The 17,813-nt window shown below is 64.3% G+C and carries 20 protein-coding genes; 16 read left to right on the top strand and 4 right to left on the bottom strand.

What is annotated here, in order from left to right:
- Position 1: 1 nt before the first annotated feature.
- Together FIU81_RS12090 and FIU81_RS12085 are read right to left on the bottom strand one after the other, a co-directional pair.
- On the bottom strand, positions 2-943 hold the full coding sequence (locus FIU81_RS12090) for a glutaminase (RefSeq protein ID WP_124111236.1): 942 nt from the start codon (positions 941-943) through the stop codon (positions 2-4).
- Positions 944-947: 4 nt separating this feature from the next.
- Positions 948-1,817: a hypothetical protein gene (locus FIU81_RS12085; RefSeq protein WP_413816210.1), complete on the bottom strand. Its 870-nt coding sequence runs from the start codon at positions 1,815-1,817 to the stop codon at positions 948-950.
- Between the two features lie 108 nt (positions 1,818-1,925).
- On the opposite strand from FIU81_RS12085, the gene miaB reads away from it, so the two are divergent.
- A complete protein-coding gene (miaB, locus tag FIU81_RS12080) occupies positions 1,926-3,230 on the top strand; it encodes a tRNA (N6-isopentenyl adenosine(37)-C2)-methylthiotransferase MiaB (protein WP_124111237.1) in 1,305 nt (434 codons plus the stop codon).
- A gap of 4 nt (positions 3,231-3,234) precedes the next feature.
- On the opposite strand, the gene FIU81_RS12075 is transcribed toward miaB, so the two are convergent.
- On the bottom strand, positions 3,235-3,579 hold the full coding sequence (locus tag FIU81_RS12075) for a hypothetical protein (RefSeq protein WP_124111238.1): 345 nt from the start codon (positions 3,577-3,579) through the stop codon (positions 3,235-3,237).
- 307 nt (positions 3,580-3,886) lie between these two features.
- Between FIU81_RS12075 and FIU81_RS12070 the strand changes: the two genes are divergently transcribed.
- The 8 genes from FIU81_RS12070 (at position 3,887) to FIU81_RS12035 (ending at position 10,484) form a co-directional block, all read left to right on the top strand.
- On the top strand, positions 3,887-4,441 hold the full coding sequence (locus tag FIU81_RS12070) for an OmpA family protein (RefSeq protein ID WP_413816209.1): 555 nt from the start codon (positions 3,887-3,889) through the stop codon (positions 4,439-4,441).
- A gap of 5 nt (positions 4,442-4,446) precedes the next feature.
- On the top strand, positions 4,447-4,743 hold the full coding sequence (locus FIU81_RS12065; RefSeq protein WP_124111239.1) for a hypothetical protein: 297 nt from the start codon (positions 4,447-4,449) through the stop codon (positions 4,741-4,743).
- A gap of 167 nt (positions 4,744-4,910) precedes the next feature.
- The gene (locus tag FIU81_RS12060) at positions 4,911-5,891 is read left to right on the top strand and encodes a PhoH family protein (protein ID WP_254696060.1); all 981 of its coding nucleotides are present in this window, start codon (positions 4,911-4,913) and stop codon (positions 5,889-5,891) included.
- A 5-nt stretch (positions 5,892-5,896) separates the two neighbouring features.
- Positions 5,897-6,379: an rRNA maturation RNase YbeY gene (gene ybeY, locus FIU81_RS12055; RefSeq protein WP_124111241.1), complete on the top strand. Its 483-nt coding sequence runs from the start codon at positions 5,897-5,899 to the stop codon at positions 6,377-6,379.
- Between the two features lie 34 nt (positions 6,380-6,413).
- Positions 6,414-7,280 (top strand): CBS domain-containing protein, encoded by an 867-nt coding sequence (locus FIU81_RS12050; protein WP_124111242.1) that lies wholly within the window; start codon positions 6,414-6,416, stop codon positions 7,278-7,280.
- Positions 7,277-8,743 carry an apolipoprotein N-acyltransferase gene (gene lnt, locus FIU81_RS12045; protein WP_124111243.1) on the top strand — a complete coding sequence of 489 codons (1,467 nt, stop codon included), beginning with the start codon at positions 7,277-7,279 and terminating at the stop codon, positions 8,741-8,743. Before FIU81_RS12050 ends, lnt begins: the two co-directional genes overlap by 4 nt.
- A gap of 91 nt (positions 8,744-8,834) precedes the next feature.
- Positions 8,835-10,016 carry a methionine adenosyltransferase gene (gene metK, locus FIU81_RS12040; RefSeq protein ID WP_124111244.1) on the top strand — a complete coding sequence of 394 codons (1,182 nt, stop codon included), beginning with the start codon at positions 8,835-8,837 and terminating at the stop codon, positions 10,014-10,016.
- A 21-nt stretch (positions 10,017-10,037) separates the two neighbouring features.
- Positions 10,038-10,484: a GNAT family N-acetyltransferase gene (locus tag FIU81_RS12035; protein WP_124111245.1), complete on the top strand. Its 447-nt coding sequence runs from the start codon at positions 10,038-10,040 to the stop codon at positions 10,482-10,484.
- Between the two features lie 69 nt (positions 10,485-10,553).
- Here FIU81_RS12035 and FIU81_RS12030 read toward each other — a convergent pair whose 3' ends face one another.
- Positions 10,554-11,099, bottom strand: coding sequence for a peroxiredoxin (locus FIU81_RS12030; protein ID WP_124111246.1), 546 nt, complete (start codon positions 11,097-11,099; stop codon positions 10,554-10,556).
- A 52-nt stretch (positions 11,100-11,151) separates the two neighbouring features.
- Between FIU81_RS12030 and trmB the strand changes: the two genes are divergently transcribed.
- The 7 genes from trmB (at position 11,152) to ihfB (ending at position 17,813) form a co-directional block, all read left to right on the top strand.
- Complete coding sequence (gene trmB / locus FIU81_RS12025; RefSeq protein WP_124111247.1) at positions 11,152-11,859, top strand: tRNA (guanine(46)-N(7))-methyltransferase TrmB; 708 nt, start codon at positions 11,152-11,154, stop codon at positions 11,857-11,859.
- A 270-nt stretch (positions 11,860-12,129) separates the two neighbouring features.
- Positions 12,130-13,482 carry a 3-phosphoshikimate 1-carboxyvinyltransferase gene (aroA, locus tag FIU81_RS12020; RefSeq protein ID WP_124111248.1) on the top strand — a complete coding sequence of 451 codons (1,353 nt, stop codon included), beginning with the start codon at positions 12,130-12,132 and terminating at the stop codon, positions 13,480-13,482.
- Positions 13,483-13,531: 49 nt separating this feature from the next.
- Complete coding sequence (locus FIU81_RS12015) at positions 13,532-13,948, top strand: GFA family protein (protein WP_254695911.1); 417 nt, start codon at positions 13,532-13,534, stop codon at positions 13,946-13,948.
- Positions 13,948-14,553, top strand: coding sequence for a (d)CMP kinase (locus FIU81_RS12010; protein ID WP_124111249.1), 606 nt, complete (start codon positions 13,948-13,950; stop codon positions 14,551-14,553). The genes FIU81_RS12015 and FIU81_RS12010 overlap by 1 nt, the downstream gene beginning before the upstream one ends.
- Positions 14,554-14,626: 73 nt before the next feature.
- Entirely contained in the window at positions 14,627-15,388 is a 762-nt protein-coding gene (locus tag FIU81_RS12005; RefSeq protein WP_124111250.1) for an SDR family oxidoreductase, read from the top strand.
- Positions 15,389-15,669: 281 nt separating this feature from the next.
- A complete protein-coding gene (rpsA, locus tag FIU81_RS12000) occupies positions 15,670-17,349 on the top strand; it encodes a 30S ribosomal protein S1 (RefSeq protein WP_124111251.1) in 1,680 nt (559 codons plus the stop codon).
- A 182-nt stretch (positions 17,350-17,531) separates the two neighbouring features.
- Positions 17,532-17,813, top strand: coding sequence for an integration host factor subunit beta (gene ihfB / locus FIU81_RS11995; RefSeq protein WP_124111252.1), 282 nt, complete (start codon positions 17,532-17,534; stop codon positions 17,811-17,813).

Genomic DNA, 17,813 nt, shown 5'->3' with positions numbered 1-17,813 from the left:
CTTAGATCGGCGGTTCGAAGATCGACCAGTCGACTCTGGAGGTAAGCCGGTCCAACGCATAGGTTCCCAGCTTTGAATTGCCGCGCGTATTCAGCCCGGGCGACCATACGGCGATGGAGGCTATGCCGGGCGCGATGGCAAGGATGCCGCCGCCGACGCCCGACTTTCCCGGCAGACCAACGCGGAATGCGAACTCGCCCGATCCATCGTAGTGCCCGCAGGTCAGCATCAGCGCGTTGATCCGTCGCGCGCGACCGGGCGTCACCACGCGATACCCGGTCTGCGGATCGACGCCGTCGGTGATCAGGAACCGCCCCGCCTTCGCAAGCTGCTCGCAGCTCAGGGCCAGAGAGCACTGTTGGAAATACAGGGACAACGTATCGGCCGGATCGTGCATGATATTGCCGAAATCGCGCATGTAATTCGCCAAAGCCGCGTTGCGCCAACCGGTTTCCTTTTCGGCGGCGGCGACGGCATGGTCCACGTAGATCGTATCGTCATCAGCCAGCGACTGCACGAATTTCAACAACGCGCCCATCGCGGCGTCGGGGTGCCGCCCGCCCAGAAGCACGTCCGCAACGACGATGGCGCCTGCGTTGATAAAGGGGTTGCGGGGGATACCTGCCTCGGATTCCAGCTGAACGATGGAATTGAAGGGCGATCCCGACGGCTCGACCCCGATCCGGTCCCACAGGTCTTCGCCCACTGCATCCAGCGCAGCCGTCAAAGAGAAGACCTTGGACACCGATTGGATGGAAAATGGCTCGCACGCGTCTCCGGCGATATGGCAGGCCCCATCTATCGTCGCGACGGCGATCCCGAATTTCTGGGGTGAGATACAGGCCAGGGGCGGGATGTAATCCGCAACGTCACCCCGCTCGGTGACATGCCGCATCTCTTCGACGATCTCGTCAAGGATTAGCTGTAGATTAGATGCGCCCATGCGGTCAGAACCACTGCCCCGGTTCCATCAGCCCCAAATCCAGTAATTGCTGCGAGTGCCAGCGGAACGGCTCTGACCGAAACCACATGAAGCTGTCGATATCGTGCCGAGAGCCTGCGTTCGTCGTCAGCGCCTTCGCCGCGCGGAACGAACAGATCGCCGCCGTCAGGTTGTTGTGCCACGGGCAAGAGTAGGTGTTGTACTCCGGCTCTGTGAAGGTGTGGTCGTCCAACAGTGCGACACCGGGCTTCGCACGGAACAGGCCGATCCGGTCGATGCGGCGGCGGTGAGCAGGGACGTGCTCTTCGAACCGCCAGCGCAATCCGCCGTGGAAGTCGAGCTGCCGCTCCTTGGGGTGATTGTGATTTTCCGGGTCGGGGCGCACGCTCGCGTAGTAGCCCGACGCATCCAGATGCGCGCCATCGCGGTCCACGGCATTGCCCACGTCCGCTCCGTACAGGTCGACCACGTAGGTCAGCATGGAAAATCGCCGCTCTTCCGTGTGGAAGGCCAGCATTTCACCCACGCGGCGCGTTTCGCAGAACGGGAAGAACAGGTATTCGGCGTTGAAGCAGTAGTGCATCCACAGCCCCGGACCGTTCTCGGCCACTGCGTTCACGGCCGCGGGCACCGCCCCCACGCGGTCGTTGCGCCAGCCCACCCGGATAGTAGGCACCGTATCAGGCAGTTCGATCACATCCGAAGGGCGGGCCATCACGACCAGCGTCGCGAAGCCCAGCTTCACCAGATGATCCAAGGTGCTTTGCACCTCGACCGTATCTTCGACCAGCACGATGGCGACGGGCCCTTTCAGGGTCGTCTCGGACCGCTGGAAAGCCGCCAGATCATCATATGTCGCGATTGTATTCGTCACCGCGCCGTTCTGTCCCGCTGATGTCCGGTTTGGCAAGACCTTGGGGACATTGCGGTGAAGGTGGGCGCGCGTTAGAGGCAAAGCTTCCACAGGATCGGGAGCAAGACGATGGGCGCGCCGAAGAAGCTGTTTATCAAGACCTACGGCTGTCAGATGAACGTCTACGACAGCGAGCGCATGGCAGAAGCCATGGGCGGAGCGGGGTATGTCGCGACCGATACCGCCGACGATGCCGACATGATCCTGCTGAACACCTGCCATATCCGCGAGAAGGCGGCAGAGAAGGTGTATTCCGAACTGGGCCGCATGAAGGGCCTCAAGCAAGCCAACCCTGATCTGAAGATCGGCGTCGCGGGCTGCGTGGCACAGGCCGAGGGCGAAGAGATCCTGCGCCGTCAGCCGATGGTCGATCTTGTCGTCGGCCCGCAAAGCTACCACCGCCTGCCCGAAATGGAGCAACAGACCCGCGCCGGCGGCCGCGCGCTGGATACCGACTTCCCCGAAGAGGACAAGTTCGAGCATCTGAAGGGCAGGGGGCAGGCCAAGCGCGGCCCCACCGCGTTCCTGACCGTGCAAGAGGGCTGCGACAAGTTCTGCGCCTTCTGCGTCGTGCCCTACACGCGCGGCGCAGAAGTCAGCCGCCCGTCCGAACGCGTGCTGTCCGAAGCGCGCGCGCTGGTCGAGCGTGGCGTGCGCGAAGTCACCCTGCTGGGCCAGAACGTGAATGCCTACCACGGCGGCGACGGCGGCTTGGCCGGGCTGATCCGTGGTCTGGCAAAGATCGACGGGCTGGAGCGCATCCGCTACACCACCAGCCACCCCAACGACATGGACGACGCGTTGATCGCGGCCCACGGCGAAGAGCCGAAGTTGATGCCCTATCTGCACCTGCCCGTTCAATCGGGCAGCGACCGAGTGCTGAAGGCGATGAACCGCAAGCACACCGCCGAGAGCTACATCCGCCTGATCGAGCGCATACGGGCGGCGCGTCCCGACATCCTGATCTCAGGCGACTTCATCGTCGGCTTCCCCGGTGAAACCGAAGCCGATTTCGACGACACGATGGCGCTGGTGCGGGCCGTGGAATACGGCCAGTGCTATTCCTTCAAATATTCCACCCGCCCCGGCACCCCTGCGGCAGAGCGTGCGCAAATCGATGCAGCACAGGCCGATGACCGCCTGCAGCGTCTGCAAGCGCTATTGCGCGACCAGCAGCGCGCCGTTCAGGACCGAATGGTCGGGCGTGAGGTGAACGTGTTGTTCGAAAAGACGGGTCGAGAGCCGGGGCAGATGATCGGCAAATCCGACCACCTGCACTCCGTGTTCGTGTCGGCAGACGTGGCCGTGGGCGATCTGGCCCGCGTGCGAATCACCGATAGTGCGCCGAACTCGCTCGCCGGCGCACTGATCTGAAGGTTCAGTTACGCGGTGCGGTGCGCAAAATCTGCATGGTGGTCGCGCGCAGTGCCTCGGGACGACCGACAAGGGTCGCGTCCCGGCAGACGCGCTGGGCAATCGCGTTCGCCCGCTCGAACGAGTAACCGTAGGCGACCAGACTGTCGGTGAACGGTGCTTGCGGATGATCCCAGATCACCTTGTCCCACGGCCCCCGGAAGCAGCTGACCACGACGGTCGGCGTTTGCACCACCTCTTGGGCGACGGCCTGATGACCGTGCGTGTGGCTATGCGCGTGCGTCTGGTGGGCGCTGGCAGGCGCGGCCAGTGCGATGGCGGCCGCTACGGCCATAATTGCAGTTCTCATTTCCCGATCATCCCCTGATTACGAAACCTCGGCCACTTTAGGCCCTCCCGCATCACTTACCAATGAATCCCGCAGGGTGGATCGCACAAAGCGGCGACAGACTGTTTCCAGGGCGCCGAAAAGCCGCTTTCCACACTACTCTAGCGCGAAACCTCTGTCAGACTGGACACTTGCAAGTCGGATTCCGCTTCCCTTGAGTCAAAATGCCGTTAATCTTCCGATGCATAAGACGGGGGATGTCGACCAGCGTGTCGGCCAAGATCAATAGCGGTCGTAAAAGACCAACAACGACTTGAAGGAGACAGTGGTGGTCAACCAATTCACCAACACGGCACGCCGCGCGATGGGGGCTGCCATCGTTGCCGGCCTTTGCGCGCTGGGCATGACGACAAGCGTCGAGGCGCAGCAACGCGCCATCGGCACCATCTGGATCGACCCGGACGGCTGCGAACACTGGGTCCGCGACGACGGCTGGGAGGGCTACGGCTCGAACCGCCTGACGCGCAAGGGCACGCCCGTCTGCCACAAGGTCGAAACCTGCGGCGTGATGAACACCGACGTTCTGTTTGCGACCGACAGCGCCAAGATCCGCCGCGAAGGGCAGGCCTACCTGAACCAGTTCTTCGGACAGACAGCAGCGCGGGCCTACACGATCATCGGTCATACCGACAGCCGCGCCAGCGACGAATACAACCTGCGCCTCAGCTACAATCGCGCAACAGCCGTCGCGCGCTATGCCGCGCAAATGGGCAAGCCGATCAATGACGTGCGCGGCCTTGGCGAACGCCAGCCCCGTGCATCGAACCAGACGGCGGCGGGCATGCAAGCCAACCGTCGCGTCGAAATCATCTGCATCCGGTGAATGACATGAGCAAAACGCCTTTCCTGATCCTCGCCGGAGTGCTGGCCCTGTCCGCTTGCGGCGTGAAGACCGACCAGAGCGTCGACCGCGGCTTCGATGCCAAGAATCTTGAAAACCTGACCAAGACGCCCGGCATCTGGGTGGACGGCGACGGTTGCGAGCACTGGGCCATCGACGACGGTATCGAAGGTTACCAGATGAACCGTCTCGACCGTTACGGCAAACCCGTCTGCGGACTGCTGCCGCCGTTCACGCTGCATGGTCCCGATGGCGTCGGTTCGCCCGTGCCCGATCCCATCTGATCGGATGACGATGCCCTGATCCATGCCGCGCGGGACCATCCCGCGCGGCATTTGCGTTTGCGGGGGACGTACCCCTTGCCTAACCCCGGTGCAGGCCCCACCATCAAACGAACAACACGCGCCAATGGAGCAGCTTATTGTCCCAGACCCAAAGCCCGGTCCCGCCCCTGACAACGACCGAGCCGCCCGCGTCCGAGACGCATCTGGATTTCGCCGACAACCGGTTGCTGATCGACCTGTGCGGTGTCGGCGACGCGCATCTGGTGCAGATCGAAAGCCATCTGGGCGTGCAGATCCTGCGCCGGGGCAACCACCTGATCCTGATCGGCGACACGGAAGGCCAAAGCCGCGCGGCGAATGTGCTGAACGCGCTGTATGAACGGCTTGAAGCGGGTCGCACGGTCGGCCCCGCCGACATCGACGCCGAAATCCGCATGGGCCACTCGCCGGAAATCGGCGACGGCGACCAGATAGAGATGTTCAAGGGCCCCCGCACAGAGATCCGCACCAAGAAAAAGTTGGTGGAGCCCCGGACCGACGCGCAGAAGGCCTATGTCGCCTCGCTGTTCGCGAACGAACTGGCCTTCGGCATCGGCCCCGCAGGCACCGGCAAGACCTATCTTGCCGTCGCGGTGGGCGTGAACATGTTCATCGAAGGCAACGTCGACAAGATCATCCTGTGCCGCCCGGCTGTGGAAGCGGGCGAGCGCCTCGGCTTCCTGCCCGGCACGCAGGAAGAGAAGGTCGATCCCTACATGCAGCCGCTGTATGATGCGCTGAACGACTTTCTGCCCGCCAAGATGGTCGGCAAGCTGCGCGAAGAAAAGAAGATCGAAATCGCGCCGCTTGCGTTCATGCGTGGACGCACCCTGTCCAATGCCTTCGTTGTGCTGGACGAGGCGCAGAACGCCACGTCCATGCAGATGAAGATGTTCCTGACCCGTCTGGGCGAAGGGTCCCGCATGGTCATCACCGGCGACCGCACGCAGGTGGACCTTCCGCGCGGGCAGGTCTCTGGCCTTGCCGACGCGGAGCGGCTGCTGGGCAACATCCCCAAGATCGCGTTCAACTACTTCACCTCGAAGGACGTGGTGCGTCACCCGCTGGTCGCCGCAATTATCGAGGCTTACGAGAAGGACGAGGCGTAGCGCCCGTGTCCGAAATCGACGTTCTGATCGAAGACGCGGCGTGGAATGTGCTCGATCTGGAAGCCCTGTGCGTTCGCGCGGTCAACGCGACGCTTGCATATAGGGGCGTCGCCGACGCCGAAGTGGCGATCCTTGCCTGCAACGACGCCCGCATCGCCACGCTCAACGCCGATTTTCGGGGCAAGCCACGCCCCACGAACGTCCTGTCGTGGCCGTCGGAGGAACGCGGCGCCGAAAAGGACGGCGGCATCCCCGACACACCCGACGATCTGGAATTGGGCGATATCGCCATCGCCTACGGTGTCACAGCGTCCGAGGCTGACGCGGCGGGCATCTCGATGGCCGACCACACCACCCACCTGATCGTCCACGCCACGCTGCATTTGCTGGGCTTTGACCACGAACGCGACGGCGATGCCGCGCTGATGGAAGGGCTGGAGGTCGAAATCCTTGGCAAACTGGGCCTTCCCGACCCATATAACCGCTAGGGCCGAATCGCGCCCGGACAGACGGAAAGGCAACATGTCTCATCAGGACGGCGGATCGGGGCCCGAGAACGGCACCGGCGAAGACGAGGGCGACAGTCCCGAACGCGGATTTTTCGGACGCATCTTCGAGGCATTCTCGAACGGCGAGGAGGCAGACGACGCGACCGAGGAGCAGAGCTTTCAGCGCACGCCACCCGGCCTTCTGAACCTATCGCGCATGCGCGTCGAAGACGTGGCGATCCCCTCGGTCGAAATTACGGCGGTGCCCTTGGACATCTCCATCGACGATCTGGTCGAGACCTTCCGCGACACCGGCGTCACGCGCATCCCCGTCTACGACGGCACGCTCGACCACCCCAAGGGCATGGTTCACCTCAAGGATTTCACGCTGAAACACGGGTTCGGCAACGAGCAGGACTTCGACCTGACCGCGATGATGCGCCCGTTGATCTACGCGCCGCCCTCCATGCCCATCGGCGTTCTGCTGCAACGCATGCAGTCGGAACGCACGCATATGGCGCTGGTGATCGACGAATACGGCGGCGTGGACGGTCTGGTCACCATCGAGGACCTGATAGAACAGGTCATCGGCCAGATCGAGGATGAGCATGACGAGGACGAGGATAAGCTCTTCTCCGAGGAAAAGCCCGGCATCTGGATCGCGCAGGCCCGCACGCCGCTCAACGCTTTTGAAGAAGCCGTCGAGATGGGACTGAGCGACCCCGAGGAAGAGGAAGAGATCGACACGCTGGGCGGTCTGATCGTCGTCCACACCGGTCGCGTGCCCGCCCGCGGAGAGGTCATCCCACACCCCTCCGGCGCCGAGTTCGAGGTTGTGGATGCCGACCCCCGACGCCTCAAGCGGTTGCGGGTGCGTCTGCCCGGACACGACCAAGCATGACTGAAACACGCCGCCGCCTGTTGGCGGTGCTGGCCGGATTGGCGGCGGCGTCGGGTCAGGTGCCCTTGTCACTGGTGCCGTTGGCGCTGGCGGGGTTCGGACTCGCAGGCTGGCTGTGCCTCGGCTCTGCCACGCCGCGCCGTGCGGGCTGGATCGGCTTCATCGCGGGCACCGCCTATTTCGCCGCCGCGTTGCACTGGATCGTCGAACCGTTCCTTGTGGACGCCGACACCTACGGTTGGATGGCCCCCTTCGGCTTGTTCTTTACCGCAACCGGCTTCGCGCTGTTCTGGGCGCTCGCCTTCTGGGTCGCACGCCGCTTTGCCCGCCCCGGCTGGCGCGGCGCAGTGGCCTTCGCGGGCGCGCTGGCGGCGGTCGAGGCGACACGCTCACTGATCCTGACCGGCTTCCCCTGGGCCTTGCCCGCCTACATCTGGGCCGACACGCCTGCCGCTCAGATCGCGTCCGTCACCGGGCCGTTCGGCCTGTCGCTTCTGACGCTTCTGCTGGGGGCTGCGCTTGCCGCCATCGGCCCGCGCTGGCCCGCGATCCCGGCGCTTCTGGTCCTGTGGCTTCTTCCCATCGGCGCGGGCAGTCTGCGGGGGCCTGCCCCTGCGATCCCCGACGGCGCGCCCACCATCCGCATCGTCCAACCGAACGTGCCGCAGAACGAGAAGTGGGCCGCCGAGATCGGGGCCGCACATTTCGACCGCGCGCTGGGCATCACCGCCGCCCCCGGCACACCTGACCTGATCGTTTGGCCCGAAACCTCCGTTCCTTACCTGATCGAGCCGGGCCATCCCGTCCTGCAGCGCCTCGCCAACGCCGCACGCGGCATCCCCATCGCGGTCGGCACCCAGCGCGCCGAAGGCGACCGCTATTTCAACACAATGATCGTCGTGGGCGCGGGCGGCACCATTGCCGAGGTTTACGACAAGCATCACCTCGTCCCGTTCGGCGAGTTTTTCCCGATGGGCGATTTCTTCGCCCGCTTCGGCATCCGGGGGCTGGCGCAATCCAGCTTCGGCTACTCCCCCGGACCCGGCCCGCGCCTGATCGACCTTGGTCCGCTGGGCCGCGCACTGCCGCTGATCTGCTATGAGGCGATTTTCCCAGAAGAGGTCGGCGCGACCGCGCGGCCCGATTGGTTGCTTCAGATCACCAACGACGCGTGGTTTGGCACCTTTGCCGGCCCGCAACAGCACCTTGCGCAGGCCCGGATGCGCGCGATCGAACAAGGTCTGCCGATGATACGGTCGGCAAACACTGGTATCTCGGCAGTGATCGACGCGCGGGGGCGGGTTCTGCAATCGCTGCCGCTGGGCTTGGCGGGCCATCTTGACGTGCCGCTTCCCTCGGCCGCCCCGGCAACGATCTACGCGCGGTTTGGTGATTGGCCCGCGTTCGTGGCAATCTTGCTGTGTCTTTTGCTCGGTTGGACCCGTTCGCGCGAAACGCCTTGATCGGAACGCCGCACCCCGCTACGTCGCGGCGTCAAGCGCACAACGGCTTCCTGGCGTGCGCGCCGATTTGGATTCAACGGAGCACGTCCCCATGCCGCGTCAAAACTACATTTTCACCTCGGAATCAGTGTCCGAGGGCCACCCCGATAAGGTCTGCGACCGTATCTCGGACGCCGTTCTTGACGCGTTCCTGGGCGAGCAGCCCGAAGCCCGCGTCGCTTGCGAAACCTTCGCCACGACCAACCGCGTCGTCATCGGCGGCGAAGTCGGCCTGACCGACAAAAGCAAGCTGGACGAATACCTGGGCAAGGTCGAACAGATCGCCCGCGATTGCATTAAGGACATCGGTTACGAGCAGGACAAGTTCCACTGGAACACCTGCCAGGTCGACAATCTGCTGCACCCGCAGTCCGCGCACATCGCGCAGGGCGTTGATGAAGACGGCGACAAGGACGAAGGTGCTGGCGATCAAGGCATCATGTTCGGCTACGCGGTCGAAGATACGCCCGAACTCATGCCCGCGCCGATCCACTACGCCCACCAGATCCTGCGGCGTTTGGCAGAGGTCCGCAAAGACGGCACGGAACCGACGCTTGGCCCCGACGCCAAGTCCCAGATCAGCCTGCGCTACGAGGACGGCAAGCCGGTCGAGGTGACCTCTATCGTGCTGTCCACCCAACACCGCGACGAGTCCCAGACCAGCGATGACATCCGCGCCATCGTCGAGCCCTACATCCGCGAAGTCCTGCCCGACGGCTGGCTGACCGACGCCACCGAATGGTGGGTGAACCCCACCGGCGTCTTCGTGATCGGCGGGCCGGACGGCGACGCAGGTCTGACAGGCCGCAAGATCATCGTGGATACCTATGGCGGCGCGGCCCCCCACGGAGGCGGCGCATTCTCCGGCAAGGATCCCACCAAGGTGGACCGCTCCGCCGCCTACGCCGCCCGCTACTTGGCGAAGAACGTGGTCGCCGCCGGTCTGGCTAAGCGCTGCTGCATTCAGCTGAGCTACGCCATCGGCGTCTCGAAGCCCCTGTCGATCTACGCCGACACCTACGGTACGGGCGAGGTCCACGAGGAAGAGATCGAGCGCGCCGTTGCTGCCACCATGGACCTCACGCCGCGCGGCATCCGCACGCATCTGGGCCTGAACAAGCCGATCTACCAACGCACCGCCGCTTACGGCCACTTCGGTCGCGCGCCCGAGGCGGACGGCGGCTTCTCATGGGAGAAGACGGACATCGCCGACGCGCTGAAGAAAGCGGTCTGATCCTTGTCGGGCGCGGCAGCAATGCTGCGCCCGGCCACCCCCGCCGATCTGTCTGCGATCAAGGCAATCGTGGACGCGGCCTATGCCCCCTACATCCCGTTGATCGGCAGGCCTCCCGCACCGATGTCAGAGGACTACGCGTCCCGCATCGCCGCAGGCGAGGCTTTCGTGCTGGACGATGGTGGCGCAATCCTTGGTATTGCGATCCTGATCGACCAGCCGCCCGCCCTGATGATCGACAACATCGCCATCGCGCCGAATGCTCAGGGCAAGGGGCTTGGTCGGGCGATCCTTGCTCACGCCGAACGCACCGCGCGTGACAAAGGGCACAAGACCCTGCGCCTTTACACCAACGTCGCCATGACCCGAAACATCGCGATCTACCGCAAGGCCGGCTTCATCGAAACGGGCCGCCACCAGACCGACCGTTTCCACCGCGTCGACATGGAAAAGCAGTTTCTCCCCTGACGCGCGCCGCCCTCCAGTTCACCGTTCTTCAAATACCTGCCGCACCCAGCAAACCGCGAGACGTAGGCTTCAACGCAGCTGGTCCAGCACCCACTGGGCATCCTGATCCGGCGGGAACACAGGGTAGTGTACCGCGGTCACCGTGCCGCCATCGACGATCATCGTCATTCGCTTCAAAAGAACCGTCCCGTCCACCTCGAACCGCGGCAGGTCCAGTTCCTCTGCCATCTCTGCCCCGTGGTCGGACAGCAGCGGGTAGGGCAGTCCCAACCGCTCTTTCGCCTCGGCCTGCCAGTCGGTGTGCTGCGTCGACAGCCCGAAGATCCGATCCACCCCGGCGGCTTTCAGGTCTTCCGACAGATCGCGGTACGAACAGGCTTGCGGCGAGCAACCGCGCGCGCCGGGGATCTCGTTCCAGCCGTCCGGCAGGTCATGGTCGGGACGACCCGTCATCGGGTAGCAAAACACCACGATCCGGCCCGTCTGCACGCCCATGGAAATATCGGCTCCGTCGGTCGACGGCAGCGGCCAGTCCGGCAGAACAAGCCCCTTCACGTGATCCGCCGCGCCGTCGTCTTCCGGCTGGGGCAGTTCGGCCCAATTCACATCACTCATCAAACGCGCTCCTGCGTTGCACCCCGTTCCCACCTGACTTATTGCGCGGCCCATGTCGGAAAAGCCCCCCTCTGCGCCGTGGCGCAATTTTTACGGTCGCCGCAAGGGTCACAACCTGAAGGCCAGCCACGAGCGTTACCTTGAGCAGGACCTCGACGCCCTGTCGCCCGGTCCGGTAGAGTGGGACGAGAACCCGGACCGCACTCCGCTGGACTTGGACACCCTGTTCCAAGGGCGCGACACGTGGCTGGAGATCGGCTTCGGCGGTGGCGAGCATCTGGTGCATCAAGCCGCCGGGAACCCGGACGTGGGCATCATCGGGGCCGAACCCTACATCAACGGCGTCGCGATGCTGCTGGGCAAGATCCGTGACGCAGGCACCGACAACATCCGTATCCATCCCGGCGACGTGCGCGACCTGTTCGATGTGTTGCCAGAGGCGTCCATCTCCCGCGCCTTCCTGCTGTATCCCGACCCATGGCCCAAGGCCCGTCACCACCGCCGCCGCTTCGTGACGCAAGAACACCTGCAACCGCTCGCGCGCGTTCTAAAACCCGGCGCGATCTTTCGCGTCGCGACCGACATTCCCGACTACGTGCGCCAGACGCTGGAAGAGGTGCCGGACGCGGGCTTCGACTGGCTGGCCGAACGTCCCGCCGACTGGCGCAAGCCGTGGGGCGATTGGCTGTCGACACGCTACGAGCAGAAGGCTCTGCGCGAAGGCCGCGTGCCGCACTACCTGACCTTCCGCCGCCGCTGATCGGCGGAAAATCGGCGCGCCCTCAGGCCGTTTGGCGGAAGGTCGCGCATCGGGCGAATTGTTCTCAGATTTCATGCCGGAAGCGGGCGACATTCACGTATCAGGGCATCGTCAACAGTGCCCGGTCCGGTCCCATGAAACGCTATTCCTTCGCTCCGTTCATCCTGTTCATCTTCGTTCTGCTGCCGCTTCTGGCCGCGATCTGATCTTGCGCGCAAAAGCGCCGCGTGCCAGCACCGCCTCGACCCGATCACAGGCGAGGTGTCTTCCATGTCCGGCCACGGCGATCCCGTTCCGCTTTCCTCCCGCAAGGGCAACCCGCTGCGCGGCGAGGCGCATGTTCCCGGCGACAAGTCGATCAGCCACCGCGCGCTGATCCTTGGCGCGATGGCGGTGGGTGAGACGAAGATCACCGGCTTGCTGGAAGGGCAGGACGTGCTGGACACGGGCCGCGCCATGGCCGCGCTGGGGGCCGATGTCGTCAGCCACGGCGGCGGCGCGTGGTCCGTCCACGGTGTCGGCGTCGGTGGCTTTTCGGAACCCGACGGCGTGATTGACTGCGGCAACTCCGGCACCGGTGTGCGCCTGCTCATGGGCGCGGTCGCGACGTACCCCTTCGCGACGACCTTCACCGGCGACGCCTCTCTAAACGGTCGCCCCATGGCGCGCGTGACTGATCCGTTGGCCCTGTTCGGGGCGCAGGCCGTGGGCCGGTCCGGTGGGCGGCTGCCGCTGACCTTGGTCGGTGCGGCAGACCCTGTTCCGGTGCGCTACGCCACGCCCGTGCCCTCCGCTCAGGTGAAATCCGCCGTGCTTCTGGCGGGCCTCAACGCGCCGGGCGAAACCGTCGTGATGGAACGCGAAGCCACCCGTGACCATTCCGAGCGGATGCTGTCCGGCTTCGGCGCGACGATCAGTACGGACGTCACCGACGAGGGCCGCGTTATCACCCTGCAAGGCCGACCGGAACTGACGCCCCAGACCATCGCCGTGCCGCGCGATCCATCCTCCGCAGCCTTCCCCGTGTGCGCCGCGCTAATCGTCGAAGGTTCTGACGTGCTGGTCCCGAACATCGGCCTCAACCCCACCCGCGCGGGCCTGTTCGAGACCCTGCGCGAGATGGGCGCAGACCTGACCTATGAGAACGAGCGCGAAGAGGGCGGAGAGCCCGCCGCCGACCTGCGTGCGCGGTTCAGTCCCGATATGAAGGGCATCCGCGTGCCCCCCGAACGCGCCGCCTCGATGATCGACGAGTATCCCATCCTGTCGGTCGTCGCGGCCTTCGCCGAAGGCGTGACCGACATGCCCGGCGTGGCGGAACTGCGCGTGAAGGAGTCGGACCGGATCGACGCGATGGCGCAAGGTTTGCGCGCGTGTGGAGTGACGGTCGAAGACGGCGAAGACTGGTGGAAAGTTACCGGCATGGGTGCTGGCGGTGTGCCCGGCGGGGCGACCGTCGCCGCGCGTCTGGACCACCGCATCGCCATGGCGTTCCTATGCCTCGGCATGGCCAGCGCCAAGCCCGTCATGGTGGACGACGCCACACCCATCGCCACATCGTTCCCGATCTTCGAGCGGCTGATGGGCGATCTTGGCGCCACCTTCACCCGTCCGAACGCCTGACGCCGCGCCTACGCGCTCTAGGTGTCATCGAAAGCCAAAGGGAAGCCATATGTCCGATATGTTCGACGTCGACAAAGAACACCTGTCCACGACCGGGGGATGCCTGTGTTCCGAAGTCTCTTACCGCGTCACCGGCCCGTTGCGTCCGGTCTCTGGCTGCCATTGCCAGCAGTGTCGGCGCACGTCGGGGCACTACGTTGCCGCGACATCCGCCCCCAAGGCGCAGGTCGAGATCGAGGGCGAAGTGCGCTGGTATCAGTCCTCGGATACAGCGAAGCGTGGCTTCTGCCCGGATTGCGGGTCGAACCTGTTCTGGGACGGTGGCGGTGACGAACTGTCGATCATGGCGGGCACGTTGGACGGACCCACGGGGCTGGAACTGGACCGTCACATCTACGTCGCCAACAAGGGTGACTACTACGAGCTGGACGACCGGCTGCCCCATTTCGAGCAATCGGACACCTGATGGCCTTCACCGTCGCCATCGACGGTCCGGCAGCGTCCGGCAAGGGCACGATCAGCCGCGCCGTCGCGCAGCGGTTCGGGTTCCGTCATCTGGACACCGGGCTTTTGTATCGCGCGACCGGGCGGCGGGTGTTGAACGGTGAAGACGCGGTGGCTGCGGCAACAGCCCTGATGCCAGACGATTTGCAGACCGATGGCCTCCGCTCTGCCGATGTGGCCGAAGCCGCCAGCAAGGTCGCCGCAATCCCCGAAGTCCGTGCAGCTCTGGTCGCCTTCCAACGCCGCTTTGCGCGGCTGGGCGACGGCGCGGTTCTGGACGGACGCGACATCGGAACGGTGATCTGCCCCGAAGCAGAGGTGAAGCTGTTCGTGACCGCCTCCGCCGAGGTTCGCGCGGCGCGACGCCACGCCGAGTTCGACGATGACACCACGCTGGAAGAGGTTCTGGCCGATGTGAAGCGCCGCGACGAACGCGACGCGGGCCGCGCCGATGCGCCGATGCGCGCCGCTGAAGACGCCATAAGGATCGACACGACCGAGATGAGCATCGCAGAGGCCGTCGCCGCCGCCGAAGGTGCCGTAGCGGCGGTTTGGTCGGGCGGATGAGCGATAGCCTCGCCCAGCACGCCACAAACCGAAGCGCCCGCCCGCGTTGATCGTCACTGAACCGGAGACCGCCATGACCAACCCATTCGATCTGACCGGCAAGACCGCGCTCGTCACCGGCTGCAAACGGGGGATCGGGCGTGCGATTGCCGAAGCTCTGGCGACGGCAGGGGCGGACATTGTGGGCGTCAGCGCTTCGCTAGAAGCGGGCAGCGAGGTTGAGCAGGCGGTCACCGCGATGGGCCGCCGTTTTACCTCGCATCAGTGCGACTTCTCGGATCGCACGGCGGTGACGGACTTCGCGCGAAAGATAGAAGAAGACGGCACCACTCCCGACATCCTGATCAACAACGCGGGCACCATTCGCCGTGAACCCGCGGCGACGCACCCCGATGCGCTGTGGGACGAGGTGATAGAGGTGAACCTGTCCGCCCAGTTCGTCCTAAGCCGAGAGATCGGGCGCGGGATGCTGGCGCGCGGGCAGGGCAAGATCGTCTTCATCGCCTCGCTTCTGTCGTTCCAAGGTGGAATAACGGTGCCGGGCTACGCGGCGTCCAAGGGTGGTATCGCGCAGCTGACGAAGGCTCTGTCGAACGAATGGGCGGGGCAGGGCGTGAACGTGAACGCCATCGCGCCCGGCTACGTCGCCACCGACAACACGCAGGCGCTGCAGGACGACCCCGATCGCTCGGACGCGATCCTGTCGCGCATCCCTGCGGGCCGTTGGGGTACGCCTGCCGACTTTGGTGGCCCTGCTGTCTTCCTGTGCTCCGCCGCGTCGGACTACGTGAACGGAGAGATCCTGACCGTCGATGGCGGCTGGATGGGGCGGTAGCCTGTCGTGGCGGTTAGGGTCGCTATCTTCGCGCCGTGCAGAAGAACGGTCCATCAGCCGCGGACCCCGTAAACGGTCAGACACCCGTCACCGCGCTTGCCAAACGAGGCGAGCTGGCGTATCTGCCACACCGTCGAAGGGGCGGAACGATCCCGGACGTGGGCAGGGTCGGTTTTACCGGCCCTTTTTATCATCCGCGTTCCCCCTGTCCTGACCAACCCAAGACCGGCGGAGACAACCGCACGGCCAGTATAAACCGCTAAAAGGAAATCATAGGCCACATGGCTCAAAACGCATCCATGGAGGAATTCGAAGCCCTCCTGAACGAAAGCTTCGACATCGACACTCCGGACGAAGGTTCGGTTGTCAAAGGCAAGGTCCTCGCCATCGAGGCAGGACAAGCCATCATCGACGTCGGCTACAAGATGGAAGGCCGCGTCGATCTCAAGGAATTCGCCCAACCCGGCGAAGCCCCCGAAATCAACGTCGGTGACGAGGTCGAAGTTTATCTTCGCCAGGTCGAGAACGCCCGCGGCGAAGCCGTCATTTCGCATGAAATGGCCCGCCGCGAAGCCGCGTGGGACCGTCTGGAAAAAGCCTACGCCGACGAGAACCGCGTCGACGGTGCGATCTTCGGCCGTGTCAAAGGTGGCTTCACCGTGGATCTGGGCGGCGCCGTTGCGTTCCTGCCCGGCTCTCAGGTCGATGTGCGCCCCGTGCGCGATGCGGGCCCGCTTATGGGTCTCAAGCAGCCGTTCCAGATCCTCAAGATGGACCGCCGTCGCGGCAACATCGTGGTGTCGCGCCGTGCGATCCTGGAAGAGTCCCGTGCCGAACAGCGTGCAGAGGTCATCGCGAACCTCGCCGAAGGTCAGGCCGTGGACGGTGTGGTCAAGAACATCACCGAATACGGTGCGTTCGTGGACCTTGGCGGTGTCGACGGTCTGCTGCACGTCACCGACATGGCGTGGCGCCGGGTCAACCACCCGTCCGAGATCGTCACCATCGGCGAGACGATCAAGGTGCAGGTCATCAAGATCAACAAGGAAACCCACCGTATCAGCCTGGGCATGAAGCAGCTGCAGGACGATCCGTGGGATACCGTCGAAGCAAAGTTCCCGCTGGACAGCCATCACCAGGGCCGCGTGACGAACATCACCGACTACGGTGCATTCGTAGAACTAGAGCCGGGCGTCGAAGGCCTTGTCCACGTGTCGGAAATGTCGTGGACCAAGAAGAACGTCCACCCGGGCAAGATCGTGTCCACCTCGCAAGAGGTCGAGGTCATGGTGCTCGAGATCGACAGCCAGAAGCGTCGCGTCTCGCTTGGTCTCAAGCAGACCCAGCGCAACCCGTGGGAAGTCTTCGCGGAAACCCACCCCGAGGGCACGCCGGTCGAAGGCGAGATCAAGAACATCACCGAATTCGGTCTGTTCGTGGGTCTCGACAACGACATCGACGGCATGGTCCACCTGTCCGACATCTCGTGGGACGAGCGTGGCGAAGAAGCCATCCAGCGTTTCCACAAGGGTGACGTGGTGAACGCGGTCGTCACGGAAGTCGACGTCGAGAAAGAGCGGATTTCGCTCTCGATGAAGGCCACCGACGACAGCTTCTCGGACGTGGTCGGCGGCGTGTCGCGCGGCTCGATCATCACCGTGGAAGTCACGGCGATCGAAGACGGCGGCATCGAGGTCGAGTACGAGGGCATGAAGTCCTTCATCCGTCGCTCCGACCTGTCGCGTGATCGTTCCGAGCAGCGCCCCGAGCGTTTCGGCGTCGGCGACAAGCTGGACGTGCGCGTCACGAACGTCGATCAGAAGTCCCGTCGTCTGGGTCTGTCGATCAAGGCGCGCGAGATCGCGGAAGAGAAGGAAGCGGTCGAGCAGTATGGCTCGTCTGATTCGGGTGCATCGTTGGGCGATATCCTGGGCGCTGCCCTGAATCGCGACGACGACTGATCCGCAACCCGCGAAAAATCGCTGAAAATTACCCCCGTGGCGTAAGCTGCGGGGGTTTTTTCGTGCCTTGTCAGCGATAAGGCTATAACATCGATCACGATTGCGTTTCGAATTCCCGGCCTTATGCCGATGCTCCCATGCGTCGAACAGAAATCGATGCGAAAGTCGAAGGACGTGCCAGAATGATACGCTCCGAATTGATCCAAAAGGCGGCCGAAGAGAATCCGCACCTTACGTTGCGCGATGTCGAGCGGGTGGTGAACACGATCTTCGAAGAGATTGTGGACGCCATGTGCCAAGGCAACCGTGTCGAGCTTCGCGGCTTTGGCGCGTTTTCGGTCAAGAAGCGCGATGCGCGACAGGGCCGAAACCCTCGCACGGGCGAAGCCGTGCAGGTCGAAGAAAAACACGTGCCCTTCTTCAAGGCGGGCAAGCTACTCAGGGATCGCCTGAACGGGGAGTGA

This window comes from Palleronia sp. THAF1 (assembly GCF_009363795.1).
Lineage (GTDB): Bacteria > Pseudomonadota > Alphaproteobacteria > Rhodobacterales > Rhodobacteraceae > Palleronia.
Note: the sequence above shows the minus strand (reverse complement) of the source record. Positions and strands in the feature narration are given on the sequence as shown.